Source organism: Pandoraea sp. 64-18, assembly GCF_001899225.1.
Lineage (GTDB): Bacteria > Pseudomonadota > Gammaproteobacteria > Burkholderiales > Burkholderiaceae > Pandoraea > Pandoraea cepalis.
In genome coordinates this window covers 196,685-220,153 of the sequence record NZ_MKVU01000020.1, presented here as the reverse complement: position 1 = coordinate 220,153, position 23,469 = coordinate 196,685, and the positions used below count along the sequence as shown (strand labels likewise).

The 23,469-nt window shown below is 65.3% G+C and carries 22 protein-coding genes; 4 read left to right on the top strand and 18 right to left on the bottom strand.

The window, feature by feature from the left end:
• Window positions 1-20 precede the first annotated feature (20 nt).
• The 3 genes from BGP02_RS18065 to BGP02_RS18055 form a co-directional block, all read right to left on the bottom strand.
• The gene (locus BGP02_RS18065) at window positions 21-1,049 is read right to left on the bottom strand and encodes an ABC transporter substrate-binding protein (RefSeq protein WP_017232026.1); all 1,029 of its coding nucleotides are present in this window, start codon (window positions 1,047-1,049) and stop codon (window positions 21-23) included.
• A gap of 89 nt (window positions 1,050-1,138) precedes the next feature.
• Entirely contained in the window at window positions 1,139-2,059 is a 921-nt protein-coding gene (locus BGP02_RS18060; RefSeq protein WP_017232027.1) for an ABC transporter permease, read from the bottom strand.
• A gap of 10 nt (window positions 2,060-2,069) precedes the next feature.
• Entirely contained in the window at window positions 2,070-2,870 is an 801-nt protein-coding gene (locus tag BGP02_RS18055) for an ABC transporter ATP-binding protein (protein ID WP_017232028.1), read from the bottom strand.
• 214 nt (window positions 2,871-3,084) lie between these two features.
• Here BGP02_RS18055 and BGP02_RS18050 point away from each other — a divergent pair, with 214 nt between their 5' ends.
• Entirely contained in the window at window positions 3,085-3,747 is a 663-nt protein-coding gene (locus tag BGP02_RS18050) for a response regulator transcription factor (RefSeq protein WP_017232029.1), read from the top strand.
• Window positions 3,744-5,111: a sensor histidine kinase gene (locus BGP02_RS18045; protein WP_286798936.1), complete on the top strand. Its 1,368-nt coding sequence runs from the start codon at window positions 3,744-3,746 to the stop codon at window positions 5,109-5,111. Before BGP02_RS18050 ends, BGP02_RS18045 begins: the two co-directional genes overlap by 4 nt.
• 143 nt (window positions 5,112-5,254) lie before the next feature.
• On the opposite strand, the gene panB is transcribed toward BGP02_RS18045, so the two are convergent.
• From panB to hda, 6 genes are read right to left on the bottom strand one after another with little or no spacing between them, the layout of a single operon-like run.
• On the bottom strand, window positions 5,255-6,073 hold the full coding sequence (gene panB, locus BGP02_RS18040) for a 3-methyl-2-oxobutanoate hydroxymethyltransferase (protein WP_286798935.1): 819 nt from the start codon (window positions 6,071-6,073) through the stop codon (window positions 5,255-5,257).
• A gap of 54 nt (window positions 6,074-6,127) precedes the next feature.
• Window positions 6,128-6,784 (bottom strand): deoxynucleoside kinase, encoded by a 657-nt coding sequence (locus tag BGP02_RS18035; protein WP_026131614.1) that lies wholly within the window; start codon window positions 6,782-6,784, stop codon window positions 6,128-6,130.
• A complete protein-coding gene (gene folK, locus BGP02_RS18030; protein WP_017232033.1) occupies window positions 6,781-7,293 on the bottom strand; it encodes a 2-amino-4-hydroxy-6-hydroxymethyldihydropteridine diphosphokinase in 513 nt (170 codons plus the stop codon). Before folK ends, BGP02_RS18035 begins: the two co-directional genes overlap by 4 nt.
• Window positions 7,290-8,804: a polynucleotide adenylyltransferase PcnB gene (gene pcnB / locus BGP02_RS18025; protein WP_286798934.1), complete on the bottom strand. Its 1,515-nt coding sequence runs from the start codon at window positions 8,802-8,804 to the stop codon at window positions 7,290-7,292. Before pcnB ends, folK begins: the two co-directional genes overlap by 4 nt.
• Window positions 8,801-9,490, bottom strand: a complete 690-nt coding sequence (locus BGP02_RS18020) for a histidinol-phosphatase (RefSeq protein ID WP_017232035.1) — start codon at window positions 9,488-9,490, stop codon at window positions 8,801-8,803. The genes pcnB and BGP02_RS18020 overlap by 4 nt, the downstream gene beginning before the upstream one ends.
• A gap of 55 nt (window positions 9,491-9,545) precedes the next feature.
• Window positions 9,546-10,256, bottom strand: a complete 711-nt coding sequence (hda, locus tag BGP02_RS18015) for a DnaA regulatory inactivator Hda (RefSeq protein WP_017232036.1) — start codon at window positions 10,254-10,256, stop codon at window positions 9,546-9,548.
• Window positions 10,257-10,402: 146 nt separating this feature from the next.
• Here hda and purM point away from each other — a divergent pair, with 146 nt between their 5' ends.
• Window positions 10,403-11,449: a phosphoribosylformylglycinamidine cyclo-ligase gene (gene purM / locus BGP02_RS18010; protein WP_017232037.1), complete on the top strand. Its 1,047-nt coding sequence runs from the start codon at window positions 10,403-10,405 to the stop codon at window positions 11,447-11,449.
• Window positions 11,450-11,586: 137 nt separating this feature from the next.
• Here the strand turns inward: purM and BGP02_RS18005 are convergent, their stop codons facing one another.
• From BGP02_RS18005 to mutL, 9 genes are all read right to left on the bottom strand, one after another.
• Complete coding sequence (locus BGP02_RS18005) at window positions 11,587-12,501, bottom strand: LysR substrate-binding domain-containing protein (protein ID WP_150562607.1); 915 nt, start codon at window positions 12,499-12,501, stop codon at window positions 11,587-11,589.
• Between the two features lie 47 nt (window positions 12,502-12,548).
• Window positions 12,549-13,790, bottom strand: a complete 1,242-nt coding sequence (locus tag BGP02_RS18000) for a metal-dependent hydrolase family protein (RefSeq protein WP_017232720.1) — start codon at window positions 13,788-13,790, stop codon at window positions 12,549-12,551.
• A 74-nt stretch (window positions 13,791-13,864) separates the two neighbouring features.
• Entirely contained in the window at window positions 13,865-15,061 is a 1,197-nt protein-coding gene (locus BGP02_RS17995; protein ID WP_286798933.1) for a M24 family metallopeptidase, read from the bottom strand.
• Between the two features lie 116 nt (window positions 15,062-15,177).
• Entirely contained in the window at window positions 15,178-16,098 is a 921-nt protein-coding gene (locus BGP02_RS17990) for an ABC transporter permease (RefSeq protein WP_017232722.1), read from the bottom strand.
• A gap of 26 nt (window positions 16,099-16,124) precedes the next feature.
• Window positions 16,125-17,189 carry an extracellular solute-binding protein gene (locus tag BGP02_RS17985; RefSeq protein WP_026131728.1) on the bottom strand — a complete coding sequence of 355 codons (1,065 nt, stop codon included), beginning with the start codon at window positions 17,187-17,189 and terminating at the stop codon, window positions 16,125-16,127.
• A 76-nt stretch (window positions 17,190-17,265) separates the two neighbouring features.
• Window positions 17,266-18,318 (bottom strand): ABC transporter ATP-binding protein, encoded by a 1,053-nt coding sequence (locus tag BGP02_RS17980; RefSeq protein ID WP_017232724.1) that lies wholly within the window; start codon window positions 18,316-18,318, stop codon window positions 17,266-17,268.
• A gap of 1 nt (window position 18,319) precedes the next feature.
• Window positions 18,320-19,195 carry an ABC transporter permease gene (locus tag BGP02_RS17975; protein WP_026131729.1) on the bottom strand — a complete coding sequence of 292 codons (876 nt, stop codon included), beginning with the start codon at window positions 19,193-19,195 and terminating at the stop codon, window positions 18,320-18,322.
• Window positions 19,196-19,428: 233 nt separating this feature from the next.
• Window positions 19,429-20,376: a tRNA (adenosine(37)-N6)-dimethylallyltransferase MiaA gene (gene miaA / locus BGP02_RS17970; protein ID WP_017232726.1), complete on the bottom strand. Its 948-nt coding sequence runs from the start codon at window positions 20,374-20,376 to the stop codon at window positions 19,429-19,431.
• A gap of 7 nt (window positions 20,377-20,383) precedes the next feature.
• Window positions 20,384-22,438, bottom strand: coding sequence for a DNA mismatch repair endonuclease MutL (gene mutL / locus BGP02_RS17965; protein WP_442796424.1), 2,055 nt, complete (start codon window positions 22,436-22,438; stop codon window positions 20,384-20,386).
• A 258-nt stretch (window positions 22,439-22,696) separates the two neighbouring features.
• On the opposite strand from mutL, the gene BGP02_RS17960 reads away from it, so the two are divergent.
• Window positions 22,697-23,365: a VTT domain-containing protein gene (locus tag BGP02_RS17960; protein WP_017232728.1), complete on the top strand. Its 669-nt coding sequence runs from the start codon at window positions 22,697-22,699 to the stop codon at window positions 23,363-23,365.
• The last annotated feature ends 104 nt before the right edge of the window (window positions 23,366-23,469 follow it).

The window sequence follows — 23,469 nt, the reverse complement described above, 5'->3', positions numbered from 1 at the left end:
CGCCGCCGTGCGTCATGCCATTAACTGCCCTGACGCGCTGCCATCTGCGGCACGAACAGTTCGCTCCACTTCGCGGGACGCGTCTTGATCGTGCCCGCGCGGCTCATGAACTCGACATACTGCATCAGGCCATTGGGCGTGGTGGTGAATTTCATGCCCGGATCGGCCAGAATCTGCTCGATGTCGGCTTGCGGCACGTTCATCTTCGACACGCGCAGGTAAGTTTGCGCGGCGCCGACGTGATCCTTGGCGATGTACGCGGCCGCTTCATCCTGGGCGTCCAGGATCGCCTGCACGAGCTTGGGATTCTGCACGGTGAACTGTTTCGGCGCGAAGACCACGTCGATGGTGATGTTGCCGAGCACGTCGGTGGAATTCAGCACGCGCTTGATGCGCGGATCCTTCAGTTCCTGGTACGAGAACGGCGGCGAGGTGAAGTGCGCCGTGATTTCCGTCTTGCCGGAGAGCAGGGCACTGACGGCTTCCGGATGGCTCAGGCTGACCGTCAGCGGATCGAGCTTCGCGTAGTTCTCGATACCGAAGGCCTTGGCCGCCGCCATTTGCAGCAGCACGGCGGACAGCGACGTCTTGATGCCCGGAATCGCAATCTTGTCCTTCGAGGTGAAGTCCTTGAGCGACTTGACGTTCGGATTGTTCGTGTTGAGCCAGAGCGGGCCGCTCGAGAGGGCCGACAGACCGATCACTTCCGAGCGCGGAATGCCGTGCGCCTTCGACCACAGCGTGACGAAGCCCGGCGCGCCCGTGCCCGCGACATCGAGATTGCCGGCGAGCATGGCGTCGTTGATGACGTTGCCGCCGTCGAGCACGGTCCACGTCGTCTTCACGTCGCCCAGGCCCAATGCCTTCGCGTGCTTCTCGACGAGATGCTGGTCGCGCATGACCATCAGCGGCAGATAGAGAATGCCGTAGCCGTGCGACAAACGCACGGTGCTCGCTTCGGCGTGCGCGACGTTGCCGAGCGTGGACAGGGCGGTCGTGGCAGCGAGCGTCAGCGCGCTTGCCCAGCGGGTGAAATGGCGTCGGTTCATGGTGTTGTTGTCTCCGGATAGTTGGAATTATTCATACCCCCGAAGGGGCGTCAATCAGACACTGCCGCAAAAAACGTGTGAATCGTGAGTCAGTGCTGCATGCCCCAGCGGTGCAGCGTGCGCTTTTCGATGCGGGCGAACAGCAGGTTCTCGACCGCGAGACCGATCAGGATCACGAAGAACAGGCCGGCGAACACATTGGCCGTCTCCAGCGAATTGCGGTTCTCGAAGATGTACCAGCCCAGACCGCCCGAGCCGGACGACACGCCGAACACCAGTTCCGCCGCGATCAGGGTGCGCCACGCAAACGCCCAGCCCACTTTCAGCCCGGTGAGAATGCTCGGGAACGCGGCCGGGATGAGCACATGCCGAACCAGCGCGAAACGCTTGAGCCCGTAGTTCTGCCCGACCATACGCAGCGTTTTCGATACACCGCGAAAGCCGCTGTGCGTGTTGAGCGCCACGGCCCACAGCACCGAGTGAACGAGCACGAAGATCACGCTGCCGTTGCCCAGGCCGAACCAGATCAGCGCGAGCGGCAGCAGTGCGATGGCTGGTAACGGGTTGAACATGGCCGTGAGCGTTTCGAGCAGGTCGTTGCCGATCTTCGAGCTGATGGCGACGGTGGTCAGCACGCCCGCGAGCCCGATGCCGATGCTGTAGCCGATGAGCAGCGTTTTGAGCGAGACGGCGGCGCGCAGCAGCAGCACGCCGCTGGTCAATCCGCCGGCGAAGGCGCTGACCGTGTCGGTGAAACTCGGGAAGAGCAGCGCGTTGTCGAGCCAGCGGCCGTAGATTTCCCAGATCACGGCGAGCACGCACAGGATGAGCGTCTTGCGCAGCCAGCTCAGCCGATACAGCGTTTCGAAGGTCGACAGCGGACGCTGAATCGACGACAGCTCGGCGGGCGTCGGTTCCAGCACGAATTCCGGCCGGTAGACGGCTTCGAGGGGCGCTTCAACGCTCGCTTGGGCGGACGACGGGGTGTGTTGCGAGGTCATGGCGTTCATGGCCGTCTCCTCAGTGGGCTGCGAACAGCAGTTGATCGATGCGCGTCTCGAGCGCGCTCTGGTGCGCCGTACCGAGTTGCTCCGGGGCGATGCTATTGAGTTCGGCCTTGACCTGGCCGGGGTGCGGCGAGAGGAGCAAAATGCGCGTGCCGATGCGAATCGCTTCGTCGATGCCGTGCGTGACGAACAGCACCGTGAAACGCGTGTCGTCCCACAGGCGCAGCAGTTCGTCCTGCATCTTGCGGCGGGTGAGGGCGTCCAGCGCGGCGAACGGCTCGTCCATGAGCAAGACGTCGGGCTCCATCGCCATGCCGCGCGCGATGGACACGCGCTGTTTCATGCCGCCCGAGAGCGTGTGCGGATAGCTGTCGATGAACTTCGCGAGGCCAACCTTTTCGATGTAGTGGGCGGCACGCTCGGCGGCTTCGCGTCGCTTGAGGCGACCGCTGGCGATCAGCGCGAACTCCACGTTCTGACGCACGGTTTTCCACGGCAGCAGTTGATCGAATTCCTGGAACACCATCATGCGATCGGGACCCGGTTCGGTGATCGTGCGGCCCTTGAGGCGAATCTCGCCGTGGACCGGCGGCAGATAGCCGCCAATGGCCTTGAGCAACGTCGATTTGCCGCAGCCCGACGGGCCGAGCAGCACGAACCGGTCGCCCGGATAGACGTTGAAGCTCACTTGCTGCGCGGCGGTCACCAGGTAATCGTCGGTCTTGTATTGCAGCGTGACGCCATCGATTTCGAGCAATGGCGGCACCGCGGGCGCAGGGGTCCCGGCGGCGCCCGCATGGGGGGCGTTGTGCATTGCGTGTCTCCTGAGGGATGCTTTTATAATCAGTTCCCATGCTAAGCAGCGAAGCTGTAGCGAAGCTGACACGTCGGGCGCGCAGCGCCCGAATTCAGGGGAAACCCCGAGGAAGTCGCCGGCGATTTCCGAGAGAATCCCGAGACCATCACGGACATTCGCCGGGAAGAATACCGGGCGCCCCGTGATCACCATCGAAGGAGACTCAGGAACCATGCGCATCATGCTGGTGGAAGACACCGCCGATGTCGCCGAAGCGATTGCCACCCAGTTGCGCAGGCTCGGCCACGCGCTCGATTGCGAGACCGACGGCGCGGCCGCCGCGGCACGCATCGGCGACGATTACGACCTGCTGATCCTCGACGTCATGCTGCCGCACATCGATGGCTTCGAGTTGCTGCGACGCGTGCGCGAGCGCGGCCTGTCCACACGCGTGCTCATGCTCACCGCGTGCGCGGAGATCGAGGAACGGGTGCGTGCGCTCGATCTCGGGGCCGACGACTACCTCACCAAGCCGTTCGATTTTCGCGAGCTGGAAGCGCGCGTGCGAGCGCTCATGCGGCGCACCGGGCAGGACGCCACGAATCGGCTGACATGCGCCAACCTCACGTTGGACCGCAAGAGTCGCGGCGTCGAGGTGGATGGCCTGCCGATCGAACTGACGCGTCGCGAAGTGACGCTGCTCGAAATTCTCGCGGCGCGCCCGGGACGCATCTTCGGCAAAGACGAACTCATGGATCGCCTGTATGGCGACGAGCCGGCGCCGAATGCGAACGCCATCGAGCAATATGTGGCGCGTCTGCGCAAGAAGCTGGCCGCCGCGCAATTCCAGATTCGCACGTTGCGCGGACTGGGTTATCAACTCGTGCTGTCATGATCGTTCCCGGCCGTTCCCTGTATCTGCGGCTGGTCGTTCGCATGGGCGCTGTGCTGGCGTTCGCCGTGGCGGCGGTGCTGCTCGGCATCTGGTTCTCGACGCGAGCGGCCGTCGACCGCGCGTACGACCGCTGGCTGCTCGGCAGCGCGCTGCAGGTCGCGGAAAACACGTGGTATCAGAATGGCGAGGTCAACGTCGACGTACCGCTCGCCGCCTTTTCCGCCCTCGCGCCGGGCGATCAGATCTTCTACAACGTACTCGATCCGAACGGCCGCTCGGTCGCGGGCGATTCGGAGTTCCGTCCCGATATTCCGTGGGACAAGCTGGCCGGCGGGCCGGTCGTGGTCGACGGCACGTACCAGGAGATGCCCATCCGCATCGCCATCGTCGGTCGCCGCATGCCGGTGAGCGCGCCGCATCCGTGGGCCGTGGTGGCACTGGCCCACACGCAGAACGCACGCGTGCGATTCACGCGTGGATTGGCGGACAACACTTTGCTCATCACCATCGCCACCGGTGTGCTGACAATGCTCGCGGCGTTGTGGACGCTGCGTCAGGCGCTCGCGCCGCTCAAGCAGATCGAAGCGGCCATCCGGGCGCGCGATTCGAACGACCTCGTGCCGTTGGCGGTGACGGCGCCGGCCGAGACGCTGGCGCTCGTCGGTGCAATCAATGACTTCATGCAGCGGCTGGCCACCTCGCGCGCGCTGATGCGTCGTGTCATCGGCGACGCCGCGCATCAATTGCGCACGCCGGTGACGGCGCTCACCGCGCAGGCGGAAATGCTCACGCAGACGCAGGACGAGGCGGCGCGTCAGGCACATATCGCGCGCATCCAGAAGCAGGCGCGTGGGCTGGGCGGACTCATTCACCAGTTGATCAATCACGCGATGGTGCAGCATCGCGCCGACAGCGTGGCGCCCACGCCGGTCGATCTGAAGGCGTTGTTGCCGGTGGCGATGCGCGAGACGCTGTCGTATGCAACACGCGATATCGATGTGGCCTTTCACGCACCGCCGACGCCCTGCATGATCGTCGGCGATGCCCTGAGCCTGCGCGAAGCGATCAAGAACGTGCTGGTCAACGCGCTGGCATATGGCGCACCGCATCGGCTTCACGTCGATGTGACGCGTGTCGACGATCAATGGCGCGTGCGGTTCTTCGACGATGGGCCGGGCATCCCCGAGTCGGAGTGGCAGCGGGTGCGCACGCCGTTCTCATCGCGTGCCGACGGACGCGAAGGGGCGAGCCTGGGGTTGGCGATGGTGGCCGAGGTGATGCTTGCACACGGCGGGACGATGACGTTCGAGGGGGGCCACGACGCGGGGTTCGCCGTCGTGTTGACGCTGCCGATGGCCGGATGAGCGCGGAGCGATTGCGCAAGGGGGCGCAAGGGGTGCGGCAGGATCGCGGGAGGTTCGAGCTCGCGTGGCGCATCAGCGTGGAGCGAGGCAGCGGCGCGTTCGCGAACCGCTGTCTCGTCAGCGCGTGGGCGGTGTCCGCTCGCTCAGAAGCAATGCGCTTGCGCAGGGAACGTGCCGTGCTTGACCGCTTGCACGTACGCTTCGATGGCGGCGGCAATGCTCGGCTGGCCTTCCATGAAGTTCATCGAGAACTTCGGTGACTTGCCGGGGAACACGCCGAGCATATCCTGCAACACCAGCACTTGTCCGTCGCATTCGGGACCGGCCCCAATGCCGATGGTCGGCATCGTCGGCACTTCCGGTGTGACGCGCGCCGCGACGGCGGCCGGAATGGCTTCGAGCACGACCAACTGCGCGCCTGCCGCTTGCAGCGTGCGCGCATCGTCGATCAACTGCGTTTGCGCAGCCTCTTCGCGCGCCTGAACCTTGAAACCGCCGAACGCGTGCACCGACTGCGGCGTGAGTCCCAGATGCGCACACACGGGAATGCTGCGCTCGACCAGAAAGCGCACCGTCTCGGCGAGCCACGCGCCGCCTTCGATCTTCACCATTTGCGCGCCGGCCTGCATGACGGCCACGGCGCTCTGATAAGCCTGCTCCTTCGTGCCATAGGTGCCGAACGGCAGGTCGGCCAGTACGAGTGCCTTGTCGACACTGCGCGCGACGCATTCGGTGTGATAACAGATGTCGCGCAACGTGACGGGCAACGTCGTGCGCTGGCCCTGGATCACGTTGCCGAGCGAGTCGCCAATCAGAATGGCGTCGACCCCCACGCGGTCGAGCAGCGCCGCGAAACTTGCGTCATACGCGGTGAGCATGGCGATCTTCTCGCCCCGCTCGCGCATCTGGGCAAGCCCGGGAACGGTCACGGCCTTGCGGTTGGATTCTTGCAGATAACTCATGTCAGCCTCGGTTCATGAGGTGTCACCCGCTCACCTGCGCGGCGCGGGCGACGATCAGGGGCGAGCGCCCTTGACGAAGACTTCCTTGCGTCCGCGCATCTGATCGATGCGTTCGACCAGCAGGGCGAAGTCATTGTCGTTATGCGCCGGGTCGAATTGTTCCGTGTCGACCGTCAATACCGGCGCAGCGGCGTAATGATAGAAGAATTCGCCGTAGATGTCGCACAGCGCGCGCAGATACGTATCGGGAATTTGCTGTTCCATCGGAATGGCGCGCTTCTGAATGCGCGCGAACAGCGTCTCGGGGCTCGCCTGCAGATGAATCACGAGGTCCGGCGCCCGGTGCGGCCGCTCGATGTGCGCCACGAGCCTGCGATACAGGTCGAGTTCGTCGGCCGAGAGCGTCAGGCGTGCGAACAGGCCATCTTTTTCGGGAAGAAAGTCGGTGAAGATCGGTTTGCCGTCGATCTCGCGCCGGGCAATTTCCGTCGCCTCGTCGACCCGTTGCAGACAGAACGACAACTGCGCGGGCATCGCGTAGCGTGCGCTGTCGCGATAGAAACGTTCGAGAAAAGGATTGAGCGTGGGCTGCTCGAGCAACACTGTGGCGCCGGCGGCATCGGCCAGGCGCTGCGCCAGCGACGTCTTGCCGACCCCGATGGGGCCCTCGACGGCCAGGTAGCGAAAACGCCCGAGCACGGGCGATCTCATGACACGTAGGCGCGCTTCGTCGGGCAGCAGCACTGCGCGACGCGCTCGATGCGCTGGTCGGCGACGCCCAGCAGCAAGGCGCTCACGCGGCCCAGGCCAGGGATGTCGAGTTCAGGAGCGAGATCCGCGAGCGGGCGCAGCACGAAGGCGCGCGCGGCCATGCGCGGATGCGGGACGATCAGGTCGGGTTCGGCGATGCACTCGTCGCCGTACAGCAGCAGGTCGAGATCGAGCGTGCGCGGCGCATTCTTGTACGGTCGCTCGCGTCCGAAATGCAACTCGATCTTCAGGCACAGCGTGAGCAACTGATGAGCGCTCAGGCTCGTCTCAACGGCGACGGCGCAGTTGAGATAGTCGTCGCCGCTCGATTCGATGGGGGCCGTGCGATACAAGTCAGACTTGCCAATGATCGTGACACCGATCTGCTGCGCCAGGCAGACGATGGCGTCCTTGATCGATTGGCGGGCGTCACCGAGATTCGCGCCGAGCCCGATGTAGGCAACAGTCATGAAGCACCTTCGGAACCATGCTGTCGCGATGATACCCGCTTGCCCTGATTCTCGCTGGTCGCGCTCTCGTTGCCGCCGCCCCCGTCGCCACGTTCGCCGCCCGAGCTTTCGCCACTGCTTCCGCCCGTCGGTTTGCGACGTCGGCGGCGACGCTTGGCGGCCGGCGTGGAGCCCGGTCCGCTGCCTTGGGAAAGCAGGGTGTCGCGTGTCGCGGCGTCGCCTTCGAGGAAGTCGGTCCACCACTGGCCGGCTTCGGCCGGGACTTCACCGGATTCGCAACGCAGCAGCAGGAAATCGTAACCCGCGCGCAGACGCGGATGCTCGAGCATGCGCAGCGGCGTGCGGCCAACGCGTTTGTCCAGGCGCACCTGCAAGCCCCAGATATCCTTCATGTCGGCGACGAAACGCCGCTGGATCGCCAGCTTGCCGGTTTGCGCGTCGAGCACGTCGTCCATCGCGAGATGCAGCGCCGGAATCGGATATTCGCCCGCACTTTGATAGGCCTGCCACTTTTCGAGCACGAGATGCCAGAGCAGCGCGGCGAACAGGAAGCCCGGCGAGACCGGCTTGCCTGCGCGGATGCGTGCATCGGTGTTGGCGAGCGCCAGCATGACGAATTTCTCGCCCAACGGCTGCTCCAGTACCACGTCGAGCAACGGCAGCAGGCCGTGATGCAGGCCCTGCTCACGCAGTTGCTGCACACACGCCCACGCGTGACCCGAGAGCAGCAGCTTGAGCATCTCGTCGAACAGACGCGCCGCTGGCACGTTGTCGATGAGTGGCGCGAGCTGTGTAATCGGCTCGGCCGTCGCGTCGTCGATCTTGAAGCCGAGCTTGGCCGCGAAACGCACCACGCGCAGCATGCGCACGGGGTCCTCGCGGTAGCGCGTGGCCGGGTCGCCGATCATGCGCAGCACGCGCTTCTGAATGTCTTCCCAGCCGTGGTGATAGTCGTGCACCGTCTGGGCCGCCGGATCGTAATACATGGCGTTGACGGTGAAGTCGCGCCGGGCAGCGTCTTCCTCCTGCTCGCCCCAGACGTTGTCGCGCAGCACGCGGCCCGATTCGTCGGTGACGTGCGTCTTGCGGTCGAGTTCGCCTTTTTTCGGACGACGTGCGCCGATCTGCTCGCTGTCGACGGCATCGACCAGCGCCCGGAACGTGGAGGTCTCGATGATCTCCTGGCCGAACTGCACGTGCACGATCTGGAAGCGGCGACCGATGATGCGCGCGCGGCGGAACAGGCGCTGGACCTGCTCGGGCGTGGCGCTGGTGGCGACGTCGAAGTCTTTCGGGGCAATGCCCAGCAGCAGATCGCGCACGGCGCCGCCGACGATGAAGGCCTTGAACCCGGCTTGCTGCAGCGTGTCGGTCACGCGCACGGCGTTCTTCGAGAGCAGGCTCGGATCGATGCCGTGGACCGAGGCGGGGATGACAACCGGCTTGCCGGTCGGGGGCAGGATGGCCTGGCTGTCTTTGCCAAGCAGTTTCTTGATGAGTTTGCGGATCACTGGAACAACTCGAGAATGGGCCAGCGACGCGCCAGCGCGATGTCGCGCAGCGCCTCATCGGGGTTCGTTGCCACCGGATGGTTCACCTTCTCCATCAGGGGGACGTCGTTGGCGGAATCGCTATAGAAAAAGACGTGGTCGAAATCGTGCCACGACTTGCCAAGGCTGGCGAGCCAGCCTTCGGTGCGCGTGATCTTGCCCTCGCGGAAGCTCGGTGTACCAACATAGTCGCCGGTATAGCGTGCGTCCGGTGCGTTCGGATCGTCGCCGGCCACGGCCGGTTCGGTGCCGATCAGGTGATCGATGCCGAACGCCCGGGCGATCGGCCGCGTGACGAACGTGTTGGTGGCCGTCACGATCGCGCACAGGTCGCCGGCCCGGCGGTGCGTGTCGAGCAGTTCGAGTGCTTCGGGACGAATGTGCGGCAGGATCGCTTCTTCCATGTACTGCGCATGCCACGCGTCGAGCTGGTCGCGCGGATAGCGCGCGAGCGGCGCGAGGCAGAAACGCAGATAAGCCGGCATATCGAGCCGGCCTTCGCAGTAATCCTGATAGAACGCCTCGTTGGCCTGTGCGTACGAATCACGCTCGACAGCACCCTGGCGCACGAGGAAACGACCCCACTCCTTGTCGCTGTCCGTGGGCAGCAGAGTGTGGTCGAGATCGAAGAGGGCTAAATTGGTCATTGCGCGAATTTTACCTGAAGCTAGGGGCGGCTTACCTGAACCGGCGCGATACCGGTCAGTTTTTCCCTTCGGGGACGGCCGGATCGGTGTGGGTCAGCATCTGGCGCAGCAACGGCAGGGTCACCGCGCGCTTTTGTTCCATCGAAAAGCGGTCGAGACGATCGAGCAACGCCATCAGGCTCGACATATCGCGCTCGAAGTGCGTGAGCAGATAGGCGGGCACGTCGGTCGCCAACTGCAACCCGCGCTCGCGGGCGGCATTCTGCAGCGCCTGCTTCTTGCCGTCGTCATCGAGTCCCACAATGTGAAATACGAGGCCCCAGCCGAGGCGGGTGCGCAGGTCTTCGCGCAGCGGCATGTCGACAGGGGGCTGGGCGCCTGCGGCCACGAAGGCACAGTGCGGGCGGGCGCGTGTCTCGTTGAACAGGTTGAAGGCGGCGATCTGCTGAGTAGGGGAGAGATGGTCGCAATCGTCGACGCAGTAGACCGTGCTCGCGTCGTCGAACGTGAAGGCGGCCAGCGGGCTGTTCGGGCGCAGATAGCGCGCGCTTGGGCCCACGGCATGGCACAGGGCCTCCATCAGGTGGGTGCGGCCGGACCCGGCCGTCCCCCAGAGGTAGATGCCGCGATCGCGTGCCGTGCCGGCCGAGAGTTCGGCGGGCAGGCCGGCGAGCGTTTGCGCCGCCTCGCGATTGGGCCCGACAATGAAATTGTCGAACGTGGCGGGCGGCGGTGTGCCGAGGTCGAGAAACAGTTGCTGGATCACGAACGAGGAAAGCCGGCAAAAGGCTGGCGGAGTGCGGTTTACAGGGCAAGCCGACGTCGGCTTGCGTCCGATATCCGGTTTGCATGCCGAAAGGGCACGCGCATCGGGTAAAATCGCATTTTACCGAACCTTGATGCATTCCCGTCATGTCACACCCTAACGAAACATCCGGCCTTTCCTATCGCGACGCTGGCGTCGACATCGAAGCGGGCGACGCATTGGTCGAAGCGATCAAGCCGTTTGCCAAAAAAACCCTGCGCGACGGCGTGCTGGGCGGCATTGGCGGCTTCGGCGCGCTGTTTGAAGTACCCAAGCGCTACAAGGAGCCGGTGCTTGTTTCGGGGACCGACGGCGTGGGCACCAAGCTCAAGCTGGCCTTCACGCTGAACAAGCACGACACGGTCGGCCAGGATCTGGTCGCCATGAGCGTGAACGACATCCTGGTGCAGGGTGCCGAGCCGCTGTTCTTCCTTGACTACTTTGCCTGCGGCAAGCTCGACGTGGCCACCGCGGCCACCGTCGTCAAGGGCATCGCCCAGGGGTGTGAGCTGGCGGGCTGTGCCCTGATCGGTGGCGAGACGGCCGAAATGCCGAGCATGTACCCGGACGGCGAGTACGATCTGGCGGGTTTTGCGGTCGGTGCGGTCGAGAAGAGCAAGATCATCGACGGCACGACCATCGTGCCGGGCGACGTGGTGCTGGGTCTGGCCTCGTCGGGTGCGCATTCGAACGGTTATTCGCTCGTTCGCAAGATCATCGACGTTGCCAAGCCAGATCTGGACGCCGATTTCCACGGCCAACCGCTGCGCGACGTGCTGATGGCGCCGACGCGCATCTACGTCAAGTCGCTGCTGGCGCTGATGCAGTCGCTGCCGGTCAAGGGCATGGCCCACATCACGGGGGGCGGCATCGTCGAGAACATTCCGCGTGTGCTGCAAGACCACTTGACGGCCGACATCAAGCAAGACGCCTGGACGCTGCCTCCGTTGTTCCAGTGGCTGCAGGCGCACGGCAAGGTGGCCGACGCCGAAATGCACCGCGTGTTCAACTGCGGTATCGGCATGGCGGTGATCGTCGCGGCGGCTGACGCCGACGCGGCCGTCAAGCACCTGGAAGCGTCGGGCGAGACGGTCTACCGTCTGGGCACGATCCGCGAGCGCAAGGAAGGTGAAGCGCAGACGATCGTGTCGTAAGCCCCGGGAGGGCGATGCCCTCCGGATATGCGCAATGCACTGAGAGCCCGCCGGCGATCGCTTCGGCGGGCTTTTTTATGGCAGCGCGAGGTCAACGTACGGCGGTGTCGGCCAAGGGCTCACGCAGATCGGCCGCGTCAGCGCTTCATCCGCGCCTCCACGGCTCGCATGACATCCTCCAGCGTGGTCTCCATCACGCGCACGAGATCGTCGAGTTGCGCGCTGGGGGCCGCGGCGCGAGGCGTGATGCGCAGTGTATGAAATGGCATCGACGGCTCGAAACGTCGCAGCACGAGATCGGAGTCGAGGAAGTCGTAGGCCGACACCGGGTGCAGCAACCCGATGCCGACGTTCTCTTTCACCATCGTGCCGATGTTGACCGAGTAGCGGGCCGTGGCAACGACCTGCTGATGCAGATTGCCCTCGGCAAAGAGTTGATCCATGCCCCAGCGCACCATGTCGGTCGGCTCGTAAGACAGGATCGGCTGCCCCTTCAGATCGGCCAGACGGATCACCTTCTTGCGCGCGAGGACGTGCCCCGCGGGTAGGGCGCAGATCGCGTCGAGGTTGGCGAACGAGACGGCATCGGTCGCGGCCACGTCGATCGTATTGGTCACGAGGCCGAGCGCGAGCTGATGCGTGACGACCTGGTCGCGAATCAGATCGGAGGCCCCCGTGGTCAGCGCGAGCTGCACGCTCGGATGCAACGCCCGGTAGCCGGCCATCACGCGTGCAAAGAAGCCCAGACCGAACGACACGACCGACCCCACGCGAATGACGGCCGTGTCGGGGTTACGCAGATTCAGCGCGAATTCGCGGATGTTGTCGAGGCCGGCATAGCGGCGCTCGACTTCCTCGAAGAGCGCGAACGCCTCGGCCGTCGGTTCGAGCCGTCCGCGCGCGCGATCGAACAGCGTGAGACGCGTCGAGCGTTCGAGATCGGCCACGAGACGGCTGACTGCGGACTGCGACGTGCCGAGCACCTGGGCCGCTTTGGTAGTCGTGCGCGTGAGCATCAGCGCCCGAAAGGCGTCGATGTGCCGGAAATCCATCGATTCTCCACGGAAGGGTTAGCTGTCGGGGCCCTTGCGCATGGGGCCTACAGCGCGAAAGCGTGGATTCTACCGCCCTTCATCACCATCGGAATCCGCTCCCCCTGGCCGAGTAGACAATCGATCGACGCCAGCGGATTGCCGTCGACGATCAGCACGTCGGCATGCGCGCCGGGCACGATCTCGCCCAACTGGCCCGACTGGCCGAGCACCTCGGCGCCGATGACCGTCGCGCTGCGCAGAATCTCCGCCGGCGAGAGCACTTCGGCGCGTAGACGGAATTCGTCGCTTTGCAGGCGCTGCGACTCACCCAATAAATCCGAGCCGTACCCCATCTTTACACCGGCCTCGCGGAAGATCTCCAGCGAACGCAGGCCCGCCGCATGAACATTGGCGATCTTCGCGACGCTATCGTCGGGCAGCCCGAGCGACTTGCCTTCGTTCGCGAGGGCGTCGTACGTCACCAAGGTGGGTACGACGTAAGCGCCTTGCTCGGCCATGTAGCGGGCCGTGGGGGCGTCGACGAGGTTGCCGTGTTCGATGGTGCGCACGCCGCAGCGCACGGCGCGTTCGATGGCCGATGCCGTGTAGGCGTGGGCGAGCACATAGGTGCCGCGCCCGCGGGCCTCCGCGACGATGGCGCGGATTTCGTCTTCGGCATAACCCCAGGCCCCAACGGGATCGGTGGGCGAGGCCACGCCGCCCGAGGCCATGATCTTGATTTGGTCGGCGCCCATTTGCAGCTCTTCGCGCACCGCGCGTCGAACCTCGTCGACGCCATCGGCCACGCGCGACAGCGCGCCGACGCGCACGCAGCACGGGCAGGGCCCGTCGGTGCCGAGGTAGTCGGTGCGCGCGCGACCGTCGCCGTGTCCGCCGGTCTGGCTGATCGCGCGGCCCGACACGAACAGGCGCGGCCCTTCGGCCAGTCCGCTTTCGACCGCTTGCTTGATGGCGTGTCCCGCACCGCCCGCGTCCCGCACGGTGGTGAAGCCGCGCCGCAGCATGCCCTGCAGAATCGGCACCGACCGGAGCGTGACGAGCACGTTCGGCAGATGGGCTTGCGAGGCCAGGTTGAGCTGCGTGGCATGCACGTGCACATGCAGATCGATCAGTCCCGGCATCACGGTGCGCCCGTGTGCATCGATCTCGCGCGCCGACGCCGCCCGAATCGGCTTGTCCGACACTTCCTTGATGCGTCCGCCTTCGATCAGTACGGCGTGGTCTTCGCGCAGCTCGCCCTTGACCGGGTCGAGCAGCGCACAATTCGACAACAGAATCGACTCCATGACCTCTCCTCCAGGATGGTGTGTCTGGGGTTGCCCGGGTCAGCGGGCAACCGTGACTCGCGGGCCTGCAATCGTCAATCGATCGTGGCGTGGGCGAGCGTGCGGGGCGTGCGCGTGAGCATCACGGGGGTGTCGCCGGTGACGACCGAGTCGTCCAGACGGAAGCCCCCCAGGCCGTAGACATAGATGCCGGGCTCGGCCGAATACACCTCGTTCGCGAGCAGCGGACGATGGTTGAACGCCATGTCGTCCGGGTACTCGTGGCCGATGATGCCCATGCCGTGGCCCGTGCGATGTCGGATGAACTCACCGCACCCCGCTTTCTCGATGACGGCCTGCGCCGCGGCGTCGATCCCCGAGACGGGCTTGCCGGTCACGGCCGCGTTCACTGCGGCTTCATTGGCGGCGCGCGCGACCTCGTAGTAGCGCGCCTGCTCGCTCGACGGCTTGCCGCAGAACCACGTGCGTTCGTTTTCGATCACGAGACCGTTCAGGCGCGGGATCACGATGTTGACCATGCCGTCGCCCGCATTGATGCGCGCTCCGCACGATGCCCCATCGCCATGCGGCGAGGCCGAGGCGGGGCCGGGCAGTGTCCAGCAGCGCATCACTTCGAGGTTCTCGCCGGGGAAGCGCTTGGCCCCTTCCGTGACCATCAGCGCGGCCATCGCGTAGTCGAGTTCCTGCACTAGACGGCCGGGACGAATGTTCTCGCGATACCGGTCCTGCACCCAGTCGGCCAACTCGGCGGCGGCGCGCATGATGGCGATTTCCTCGTCGTGCTTGACCCAGCGCAGGGCGCGCATCTCGGCAAGCATGGGCACGAGCTTCGCATCGGGCAGCAGGCCACCGGCGCGCGCGAGCGGGCCACCGGCCGCATCGACGCCAATGCGCGAGCCTGCCAGACCGGCGGCGCGCAGCGTGTCGGCGATCAGCATGGGCACATCGGCGAGCAGCGGCTGGCGCTGGGTCACGCGCGGATGCTCGGCGTAAAGCGTGACGCGATCGAGATCGAGCCACAGATGGCCCCGCTCGCGAGCCATCATCAGGTGATGCGTCGACAGCTCGTTCATCACCGCGAACGGCTCGCCGTTGCGCGGCACGCACACGGCGATGGGGCGCTCCCACGTCTGCACATCGACGTGAAAGTTCGTGGCCCACTGAAAGAAATCGGCGGCGGTGAACACGAGCGCGTCGACGCGCGCGCGGTCCATCAGGTCTTGCATCAGACGATGGCGGTACTGACGTGTCGCATCGGAGAGAGTCGGCATCACGAAGTCCTTATCGGCAAATTGGGGCAAATGTCAGGGGCAGACGGCGTTGGGCATGACCGACGGATGGGGCCGGTCGGCACGCAAGGTCGCGCGGATCAGGGCGGGCAGATCGGTCAGGTCATCATCGTCTTCGCATAGCGCCGATGGATGATCCAGTGCGACGCAATGGCGAGCACGAACGTCACCACCATCGAGACGATGGACAGCACCGCGCCGAACGGCCAGTTGTTCGCTTTCGCGATCTGGTCGTAGATCGTGGGCGTCATCATGGTGATGCCGGTGCCGCCGAGCAGTACGGGGGTGGCATAGGCGTTCATGCAGAGAATGAACACGAGCATGGTGCCGGCGGCGATGCCCGGTGCGGCCATCGGCAGTATCACGCGCGTGAGTGTTTGCCAGAAGGTGGCGCCCAGATTGCGCGCGGCTTCCTCGACGGAGAAGTCCATGCCTTCGAGCACGCTTTGCAATGTGAGGATCATGTAAGGCAGCACCACGGCGGTGGTGCCCACCACGACCGCGAACGGCGTGTACAGCAAGCGAATCGGCTGCGGCACGATGCCCAGCGACACGAGCATGGCGTTGACGAAGCCGGCCGTGCCGAGCATGACCATCCAGCCGGCCGCGCGCACGACGTTGCCCACCAGCAGCGGGAAGACCAGCAGCATCACCAGCAGGCTCTTGAAGCGGGTTTGTGTGCGCGCGAGCACGTAGGCGACCGGGAAGCCAAACACGAGCGCGAGCGCCGTGCACAGCGAGGCAACCTTGATCGTCGTCCAGAGCACCGAGAGGTAGTACGGATCGGTGAAGAACTTGACGTAGTTCGTGCCGGTCAGTGCCGCCTGCATCATGTCGACCGGATCGAACCGGTTGAAGCTGTAGCGCACCAGTTGCAACCCGGGCAGCACGATGACGAGCAACACCACGAGCGTGGCGGGCGTGGCAAGCGAGCCGCCCGTGAGCGCGCCGCGCACCGCGCGCGCGGTGGCGGCCCGGGCGGCTCGGGCGGCATCGGCAGCCGGTGGGGACGGCGTCATCGCAGGCTCCGGGGTGTCGGCGACGCTCACAGACCCACCTTGAATTCCTTGTTCCAGAAGTCGAGCAGCGCGGGCTTGTCGGCGGTGAAGCGGGCGTAATCGAGCTTGACCATGCGATCGAGTTCGGCGCGGGTGAAGCCCACGCTTTCCTGCAGCGACGGCGGCAGATTCGCGTTCGTCACAGTCGGCGCATAGCCCATCGTCTCCGCAAAGCCGATCTGGGCGCGCGGATCGAGCATCGCGTTCAGGTAGTTGAAGCCGCACAGCTTGGACTGCGAATTCTTCGGCACGGCGGCTTCGAACGTTACCGGCACGGCACCTTCCTTGGGCACCACGTAATCGATCGGCACGCCCGCCTTCTTCCATTGCAGCGCGCGCGCTTTCCACATACAGGTGAACCAGATGTCGCCGCTCTTGAGCGCCGACGCCACGGCTTCGTTCGACGGATAGACCTTGGGCTGCTGCGACTTGCGCAATTCGCGCAGGAATTGCACACCACCGGCCATATCGCCGTCTTTATGGCCGGCCGCGAGCGAGCTGCTCACCACGTTGAAGTTGTAGAGGATGTCCGAGAAACCCACACGGCCCTTGAGCTTGGGATCGAGTGCGGCGGTGAATGAGTCGGGCTTCGTGCCGAGCTTCTCCGGGTTGTAGACGATCACCATCGCGCTGAAGATGTGCGGGATCGAGTACGGACGGCGCAGCGCCTCCAGCGCATTCGCCAGATTCGGGACGAGCTTGGCGTCGACCGCTTCGAGAATGCCCGAGCGGTTGATGTCATACATATCGAGATCGGCCAGGCATGCAACGTCGAGCGAGCCGCGTCGCGACGCCTTCTCGGCGCGCAGCTTCGTCATGCGCTCGACCTGACCGGCCGAGTCGTACGTGACCTTGCCGCCGGCGGCTTCGATGATCGGCTTGCCGATGTTCTGTTCGAGAAGATTCAGATAGTCGCCGCCCCAGGTGCCGACGACCACGTTCGGGCAGGCGGCGGCAGCGTGTGCCGAGAGGGCATCGAGGCCGAGCGCGGGGGCGATCACCAGACCGGAGGCGGTCTTCAGAAACGAGCGGCGGTTCAGGGCGTGCGTCATGTCGTCATCCTTCAAAACGTTGGCCACGAGGTTGGCCAATACATGGGCCGAAGCGGGTGGAAGTGAGGCAGTGTCGTCAGGCGTTGAAAAACAGGCAATCGGTGCTCGCGAAGCACGCGTTGAGGGCGCGGCCCGGGGCATAGCGGCCGACGTCGTCGCGTGCGGTGTTCTGCACGTGCGCGACGAGCATCTCGCCCTGCGGACTCTTCAGACGGAGTTCGAGCGTGGAACCGAGATAGATCGTCTGGTCGACCGTGACCGGCATGGCCGTTTCGTTGTGCACAGGCGTGTCGCTCAGGCGCAGGCGCTCGGGGCGAATGCCGAGCGTCGTGGCGTCGGGGGCGGCGCTCGGCAAGGCCAGGCGCTCGCCTTTGGCCGTCACGAAATGGCCGTCGGTCATCCGCCCGGCGAGGAAATTCATCTTGCCGAGGAAGTTCGCGACAAATGGATTGGCCGGGCGTTCGTAAAGCGCATCGGCGGTGCCGATCTGCTGCACGCAGCCGTCGTGCATCACGGCCAGGCGGTCGGCAATCGCCAGCGCCTCTTCCTGATCGTGGGTGACGAAGATCGTCGTCAGGCCGAGCCGTCGCTGCAGGGCGCGGATCTCTTCGCGCACTTCGGTGCGCAGCTTGGCGTCGAGGTTGGACAGCGGCTCGTCGAGCAGAAACACGTCGGGACGAATCGCCAGTGCGCGGGCAATCGCCACACGCTGCTGCTGACCGCCGGAGAGCTGGCGCGGATAGCGATCCGCCAGCGACGTGAGACGCACCATATCGAGCGCTTCGCGAATTCGCGTAACGCGCTCAGCACTGGACACGTGCCGCATCTCGAGGCCGAACGCCACGTTCTCTGCCACGGTCATGTGCGGAAAGAGCGCGTAACGCTGGAACACCATGCCGGTGTTGCGGCGATGCGCGGGCAGGCGCGAGACCTCCTTGCCGCCGATCCAGATTTCGCCGGCCGTCGGCTCGACGAAGCCCGCGACCATGCGCAGCGTCGTGGTCTTGCCGCAACCGCTCGGGCCAAGGAAGGCGACGAGTTCGCCGTCGGCAATCTCCAGCGAGAAGTCCGCCACGGCGGCGGCGTTGCCGTATTGCTTGCGCAGACCGCGCAATGAAACGTTGGCCATGTCAGATCACCTGGCTGAGTTTGACGAAGCGATCGGTGATCAGCATGACGATGCCGAGCAGGACGATCTGCGCCGCGGAGACGGCGGCAATCGTCGGATCGAGGTTGAATTCGAGGTACTGCATGATCGCGATGGGCAGGGTGGTTTTGCCCGGTCCGACCAGCGGCAACGTGAGTTCGAGGTTCTCGAACGACACGATGAAGCTGAACAGTCCGGCCGCCACGACGGCGGGGCGCAACATCGGCAATGTGACGCGCCACAGTGTGCGCCACGGGCCCGCGCCGAGATTGCGGGCGGCTTCCTCGATGGTGCCGTCGATCTGTGCAAGGCTCGCGCCCACGAGACGCATCGTCCACGGAATGGTCAGGCAGACGTGCGCGATCACGAGACCGCCGAAGGTGCCGACGATGTCCATATCGAGCGCGTTTTCGGCGCGCAGATAGAAAAGGTAAGTCGCGATGCCCGCGACGATGCCCGGGACCACGAGCGGCAACAGCAACACATTGCCGAGCGTGCGGCGGCCGGGAAAACGATAGCGCGCGAGGGCGAGAGAGGCGGCGACACCGAGGATTACGCCGCCGATGGCCGCGCAGGCGGCGAGCTGGAGCGAGAGCAGGAAGCCGTCGGCGAACGCGGCATTGCGCCAGGCGTTCAAATACCATGAGAGCGTGTAGCCGCTCGGCGGGAACGTGATGATCGCGTCTTTGAAGAAGCTCAGCCAGACGACGAAGATCAGCGGGCTGAGCATGAACAGATAGATCAGCGTGACCCCGGCGCGCACCGCCCATTTAGCGACGGGCACGCGTCGCGCGCCGCCGGTCGGCCGCCGCAGCCCGTCACCCGCCACCCCACTTGGCTCCATCGAAGTCTGCGTCATTGGCGTCCTTCCCGGTATCGTGGATTCGATGCAAATTTGCATTGAACGAAACGTTGATATGCAAATTAGCATATCAAAATCGTCGTGCAAACCGGAAAGCTGTCAGGGTTTCAACGGAGACGGGAGACGGCTGGGGCGATAAGGCGATGCGGGTTTCGCAGCGTGCGACGCACGCGGGCACAGAACGCCTCGCCGGACGATCAGCGAGGCGTTCCGCAGGGATGGCGATGCGCTCAGACTTGCCAGAGCGCGCGTACGGCGTCGATGGCGTGTTGCAAGGCGTGGGCGGCCGTGCAGTCGACGATGTGGCGCTCGGGCATCGAGCGCAGCCAGGTGAGCTGACGCTTGCACAACTGGCGCGTCGCGAAGATGCCCTTGTCTCGCATCGTGTCGTAATCGATCTCGCCGTCGAGGTATTCCCATACCTGCCGGTAGCCGACACAGCGCATGGACGGCAGGCTCGGGTCGAGATCGCCGCGTGCGCGCAGGTGTTCGACTTCTTCGATGAAGCCGGCCGCGAGCATCAGACGAAACCGTTCGGCAATACGTGCGTGCAGTACCGCGCGGTCGCTCGGCTCCAGCGCCACCGGCACGAACGTATGGGGCGTTGGCGCGGCAGGTGCCCGGGCTTCTTCGGCAAGCCATTGCGACATCGGTTTGCCCGACAGCACGAAGATTTCCAGCGCGCGTTGAATGCGCTGTGCGTCATTCGGCGCGAGGCGGGCGGCCGTCGACGGATCGACGCTCGCCAGCCGTGCATGCATGGCGGGCCAGCCCTCGCGCGCGGCATCATCGTCGAGTTGGGCGCGTACGTCGGCGTTGGCCGACGGCAGCGGTGAGAGGCCTTGCGTGAGCGCCTTGTAGTACAGCATCGTGCCGCCGACGAGCAGCGGGCGGCGTCCGCGCGCTGCAATCTCATCGACAAGACGCAGCGTGTCTTCCCGGAATTGCGCGGCGGAATAGGCGTCGCGCGGATCGATGATGTCGATCAGGTGATGGGGAACGGCGGCCAGCTCGGCCGCGCTCGGCTTGGCCGTGCCGATGTCCATCTCACGATAGACGAGGGCGGAGTCGACGCTGATGATCTCGAGTGGGGTGTCCTGCGCCAGCGCAAGGGCGGCGGCGGTCTTGCCGGATGCCGTCGGGCCCAGCAGGCAGACGATCGGGGGCGATGACGTCATGAGCGGCTCAACGTCCCCGCATGAACAACTTGTCGAGATCGCCGAGCGTGAGCTGGTACCAGGTGGGACGCCCGTGATTGCACTGATCGGCGCGCTCGGTCGCTTCCATCTGGCGCAGCAGCGCGTTCATCTCTTCATGCGTGAGCCGTCGATTTGCACGTACCGCCGTGTGGCAGGCGAGCGTGCCGAGCAGTTCATGCTGACGTTCCGTGAGCACGCGCGAACCGCCGTACTGACGTAGGTCCGCGAGCACAGCGCGCGCCAGGGCTTGCGCGTCGGCGCCGTCGAGCAGGGCGGGAATGGCGCGCACGGCGAGCGTGGTCGGCGACATCGCCGCGAGGTCGAAGCCCAGTGCGGTGAGCGTTTCCTGATGTTCTTCCGTCGTACCGATTTCCACCGGGTCGGCGAAGAACGTCACAGGAATCAGCAGCGGCTGCACTGGCACGCTGCGTTCCACGAGTGCCTGCTTGAAGCGTTCGTAGAGAATGCGCTCGTGGGCCGCGTGCATGTCGACCAGCACGAGGCCATAGGCGTTCTGCGCGAGGATGTAGATGCCGTGCAATTGGCCGAGGGCGAAGCCGAGCGGTTGTTCCAGCGCCATGGCGTCGGCGTTGCCGCCGGTGCCTGCCGGCAGGGTGTCGCTGCCGGTGAGTGTCGTGTCGCCTTGCGTTGTCCCGGCATGGCCATACGGCGGCGGGGGTGCATCCGTGACGCCTGGCTGACCATACGGGCGCGGGGCGGGGGGCGCGGCGCGTCCGAACAAGTTGTCATAGACGGACAGCGGTTGCGCCATCGGCAGCGTGCCTTGCTGCATGCGGGGATTCCAACTGCTGCCGACGCCGCCGATCCCTCCGGCCGGGCGCGCAGCCATCATGCCGCTGCTGCCGCCGCCCAAAGCGGCACCCGGCCCGGCGGCAAGTCCACCGCCGTCGGTCAGGTGGGCGGCGTGCGTCGCGCCGCCGCTGCCCGCCGCTCGGGCCAGCGCGCGTTGCACGACGTGGAATACGAACTGGTGGACGCTGCGGGCATCGCGAAACCGCACTTCGATCTTCGAGGGGTGGACATTGACGTCGACCCATTGCGGCGGCAGTTCGAAATACAGCACGTAGGCCGGATAGCGGTCGCCGTGGAGCACGTCTTCATAGGCCGCGCGTACCGCGTGGGTGAGCAGCTTGTCGCGCACGAAACGGCCGTTCACGAAGAAATACTGCTGGTCGGCGCGCCCGCGACTGGCGGTCGGCAACCCGACGAAGCCCGACAGGCGCAACTCGGCGGCCCCCTCGTCCAGCGCCAGATGCGCGCCGGCAAAGTCGTTGCCGAGCACGCGCGTGACGCGCGTCGCGGCGTCAGTCGCGTTCCAGTGCTCCACCGCCCGGTTGTTGTGCAGGATCGAGAAGCCGACGTCGGGACGCGCGAGCGCGCTGCGGCGAATAACGTCCATGCAATGACCGAACTCGGTCTGCTCGGTCTTCAGAAATTTGCGCCGCGCGGGGGTGTTGAAGTACAGGTCGCGAACGTCGACCGTCGTGCCCACCGGGCCTGCGGCGGGGGTCAGCGCACCGGTGTTGCCGTCGATGGCGCTCGCGTGCGGCGCATCGGCCTGGCGGCTCGACAGCGTGAGTTGGGCCACCGACGCGATGGAAGCGAGCGCTTCCCCACGGAACCCCAACGTAAGCACCGATTCGAGTTCGTCGAGCGAGCGAATCTTGCTCGTCGCGTGGCGCGTGAGCGCCAGCGGCAATTGTTCGGCGGACATGCCGCCGCCGTCGTCGGTGATGGCGATGCGGCGCACGCCGCCTTCTTCGAGCTTGATCTGGAGTGCGCGGGCGCCGGCATCCAGGGCGTTCTCGAGCAATTCCTTGACGACGGACGCGGGGCGTTCCACCACCTCGCCCGCGGCGATCTGGCTGATCAGCTGGTCGGGAAGGACCTGGATGGCGCGCAACGGCGCGAGGCCCGTCGGCAGGGGGCCGGGGCGGCGCTCAGGGGCCTGGGTGCCGGTCGGGGCGGGCACGCCGGCCGGGTCGTGTGCAGGGGGGGAGGAGGTCGGGGTCGCAGACATGGGAACCATTATAAAGGTTGCCCTCAAAGACATAGGTCGAGCCAGGTTTCAGCGGGCAATACCCGCAACGGCGCCCGTAGCAGCGCAACTCATTCCTGTCATGGGAGGGTTGTAGGCTGGACCATGAATTCGACATACCCGTGACGGTCGGCGCCGACCGTCACGGGCACGACACGACGCCCGACGTTTGCGCTGGTATCATGCGTTCGTCGCGTGCCCGCAGGGACGGGCCGGCGTCCTTTATCTTGAGGAATCGACTTGGATACTTTGGTGCAATTGGTGGAGATGGTGCTCCACATCGATAAACATCTGGGGGTGTTTATCGATCAATACGGAAACTGGGTGTATCTGTTCCTGTTCATGATCGTGTTCGTGGAAACGGGGCTGGTGCTCTTTCCGTTCCTTCCGGGTGATTCCCTGCTGTTCATTGGCGGTGCATTTGCGGCGACCGGTGCGATGGATCCGTGGTTGCTCGGCGTACTGCTCTTCATTGCGGCAGTGACCGGCAACACGCTCAATTTCTGGATCGGATCGAAGATCGGGCCGCGCGTGTACGAGAAGAACTGGCGTTTTCTCGATCGCGACGCCTTGCGCAAGACCCACGACTTCTACGAGCATCACGGCGGCAAGACCATTGTGATTGCGCGTTTCGTGCCAATCGTGCGGACGTTCGCGCCGTTCGTGGCGGGGGTGTCGGCCATGTCGTGGGTGCGCTTCCAGCTCTACAACTTGCTCGGCGCCCTGATCTGGGTGACTCTGCTCGTGGGCGGCGGTTACCTGTTCGGCAACCTGCCGATCGTCAAGCAATACCTGAACGTCATCGTGCTGGTGGGCATTTCGGCAGCGGTGGTGCCGATCGCGCTCGGCGCGCTCTGGAAACTGGTCACGCGCGGTCGTCGCCGTGTGGCGCAGGGCCAGGGCGAGTAAGGTCGACCGTCGGGCAGACAGCGACCTCGCACAGGTCGAATAAAAAATGGCGCGTCCGGTTGATGACCGGGCGCGCCATTTTTGTCTTGGCGTTGCGCGAACGT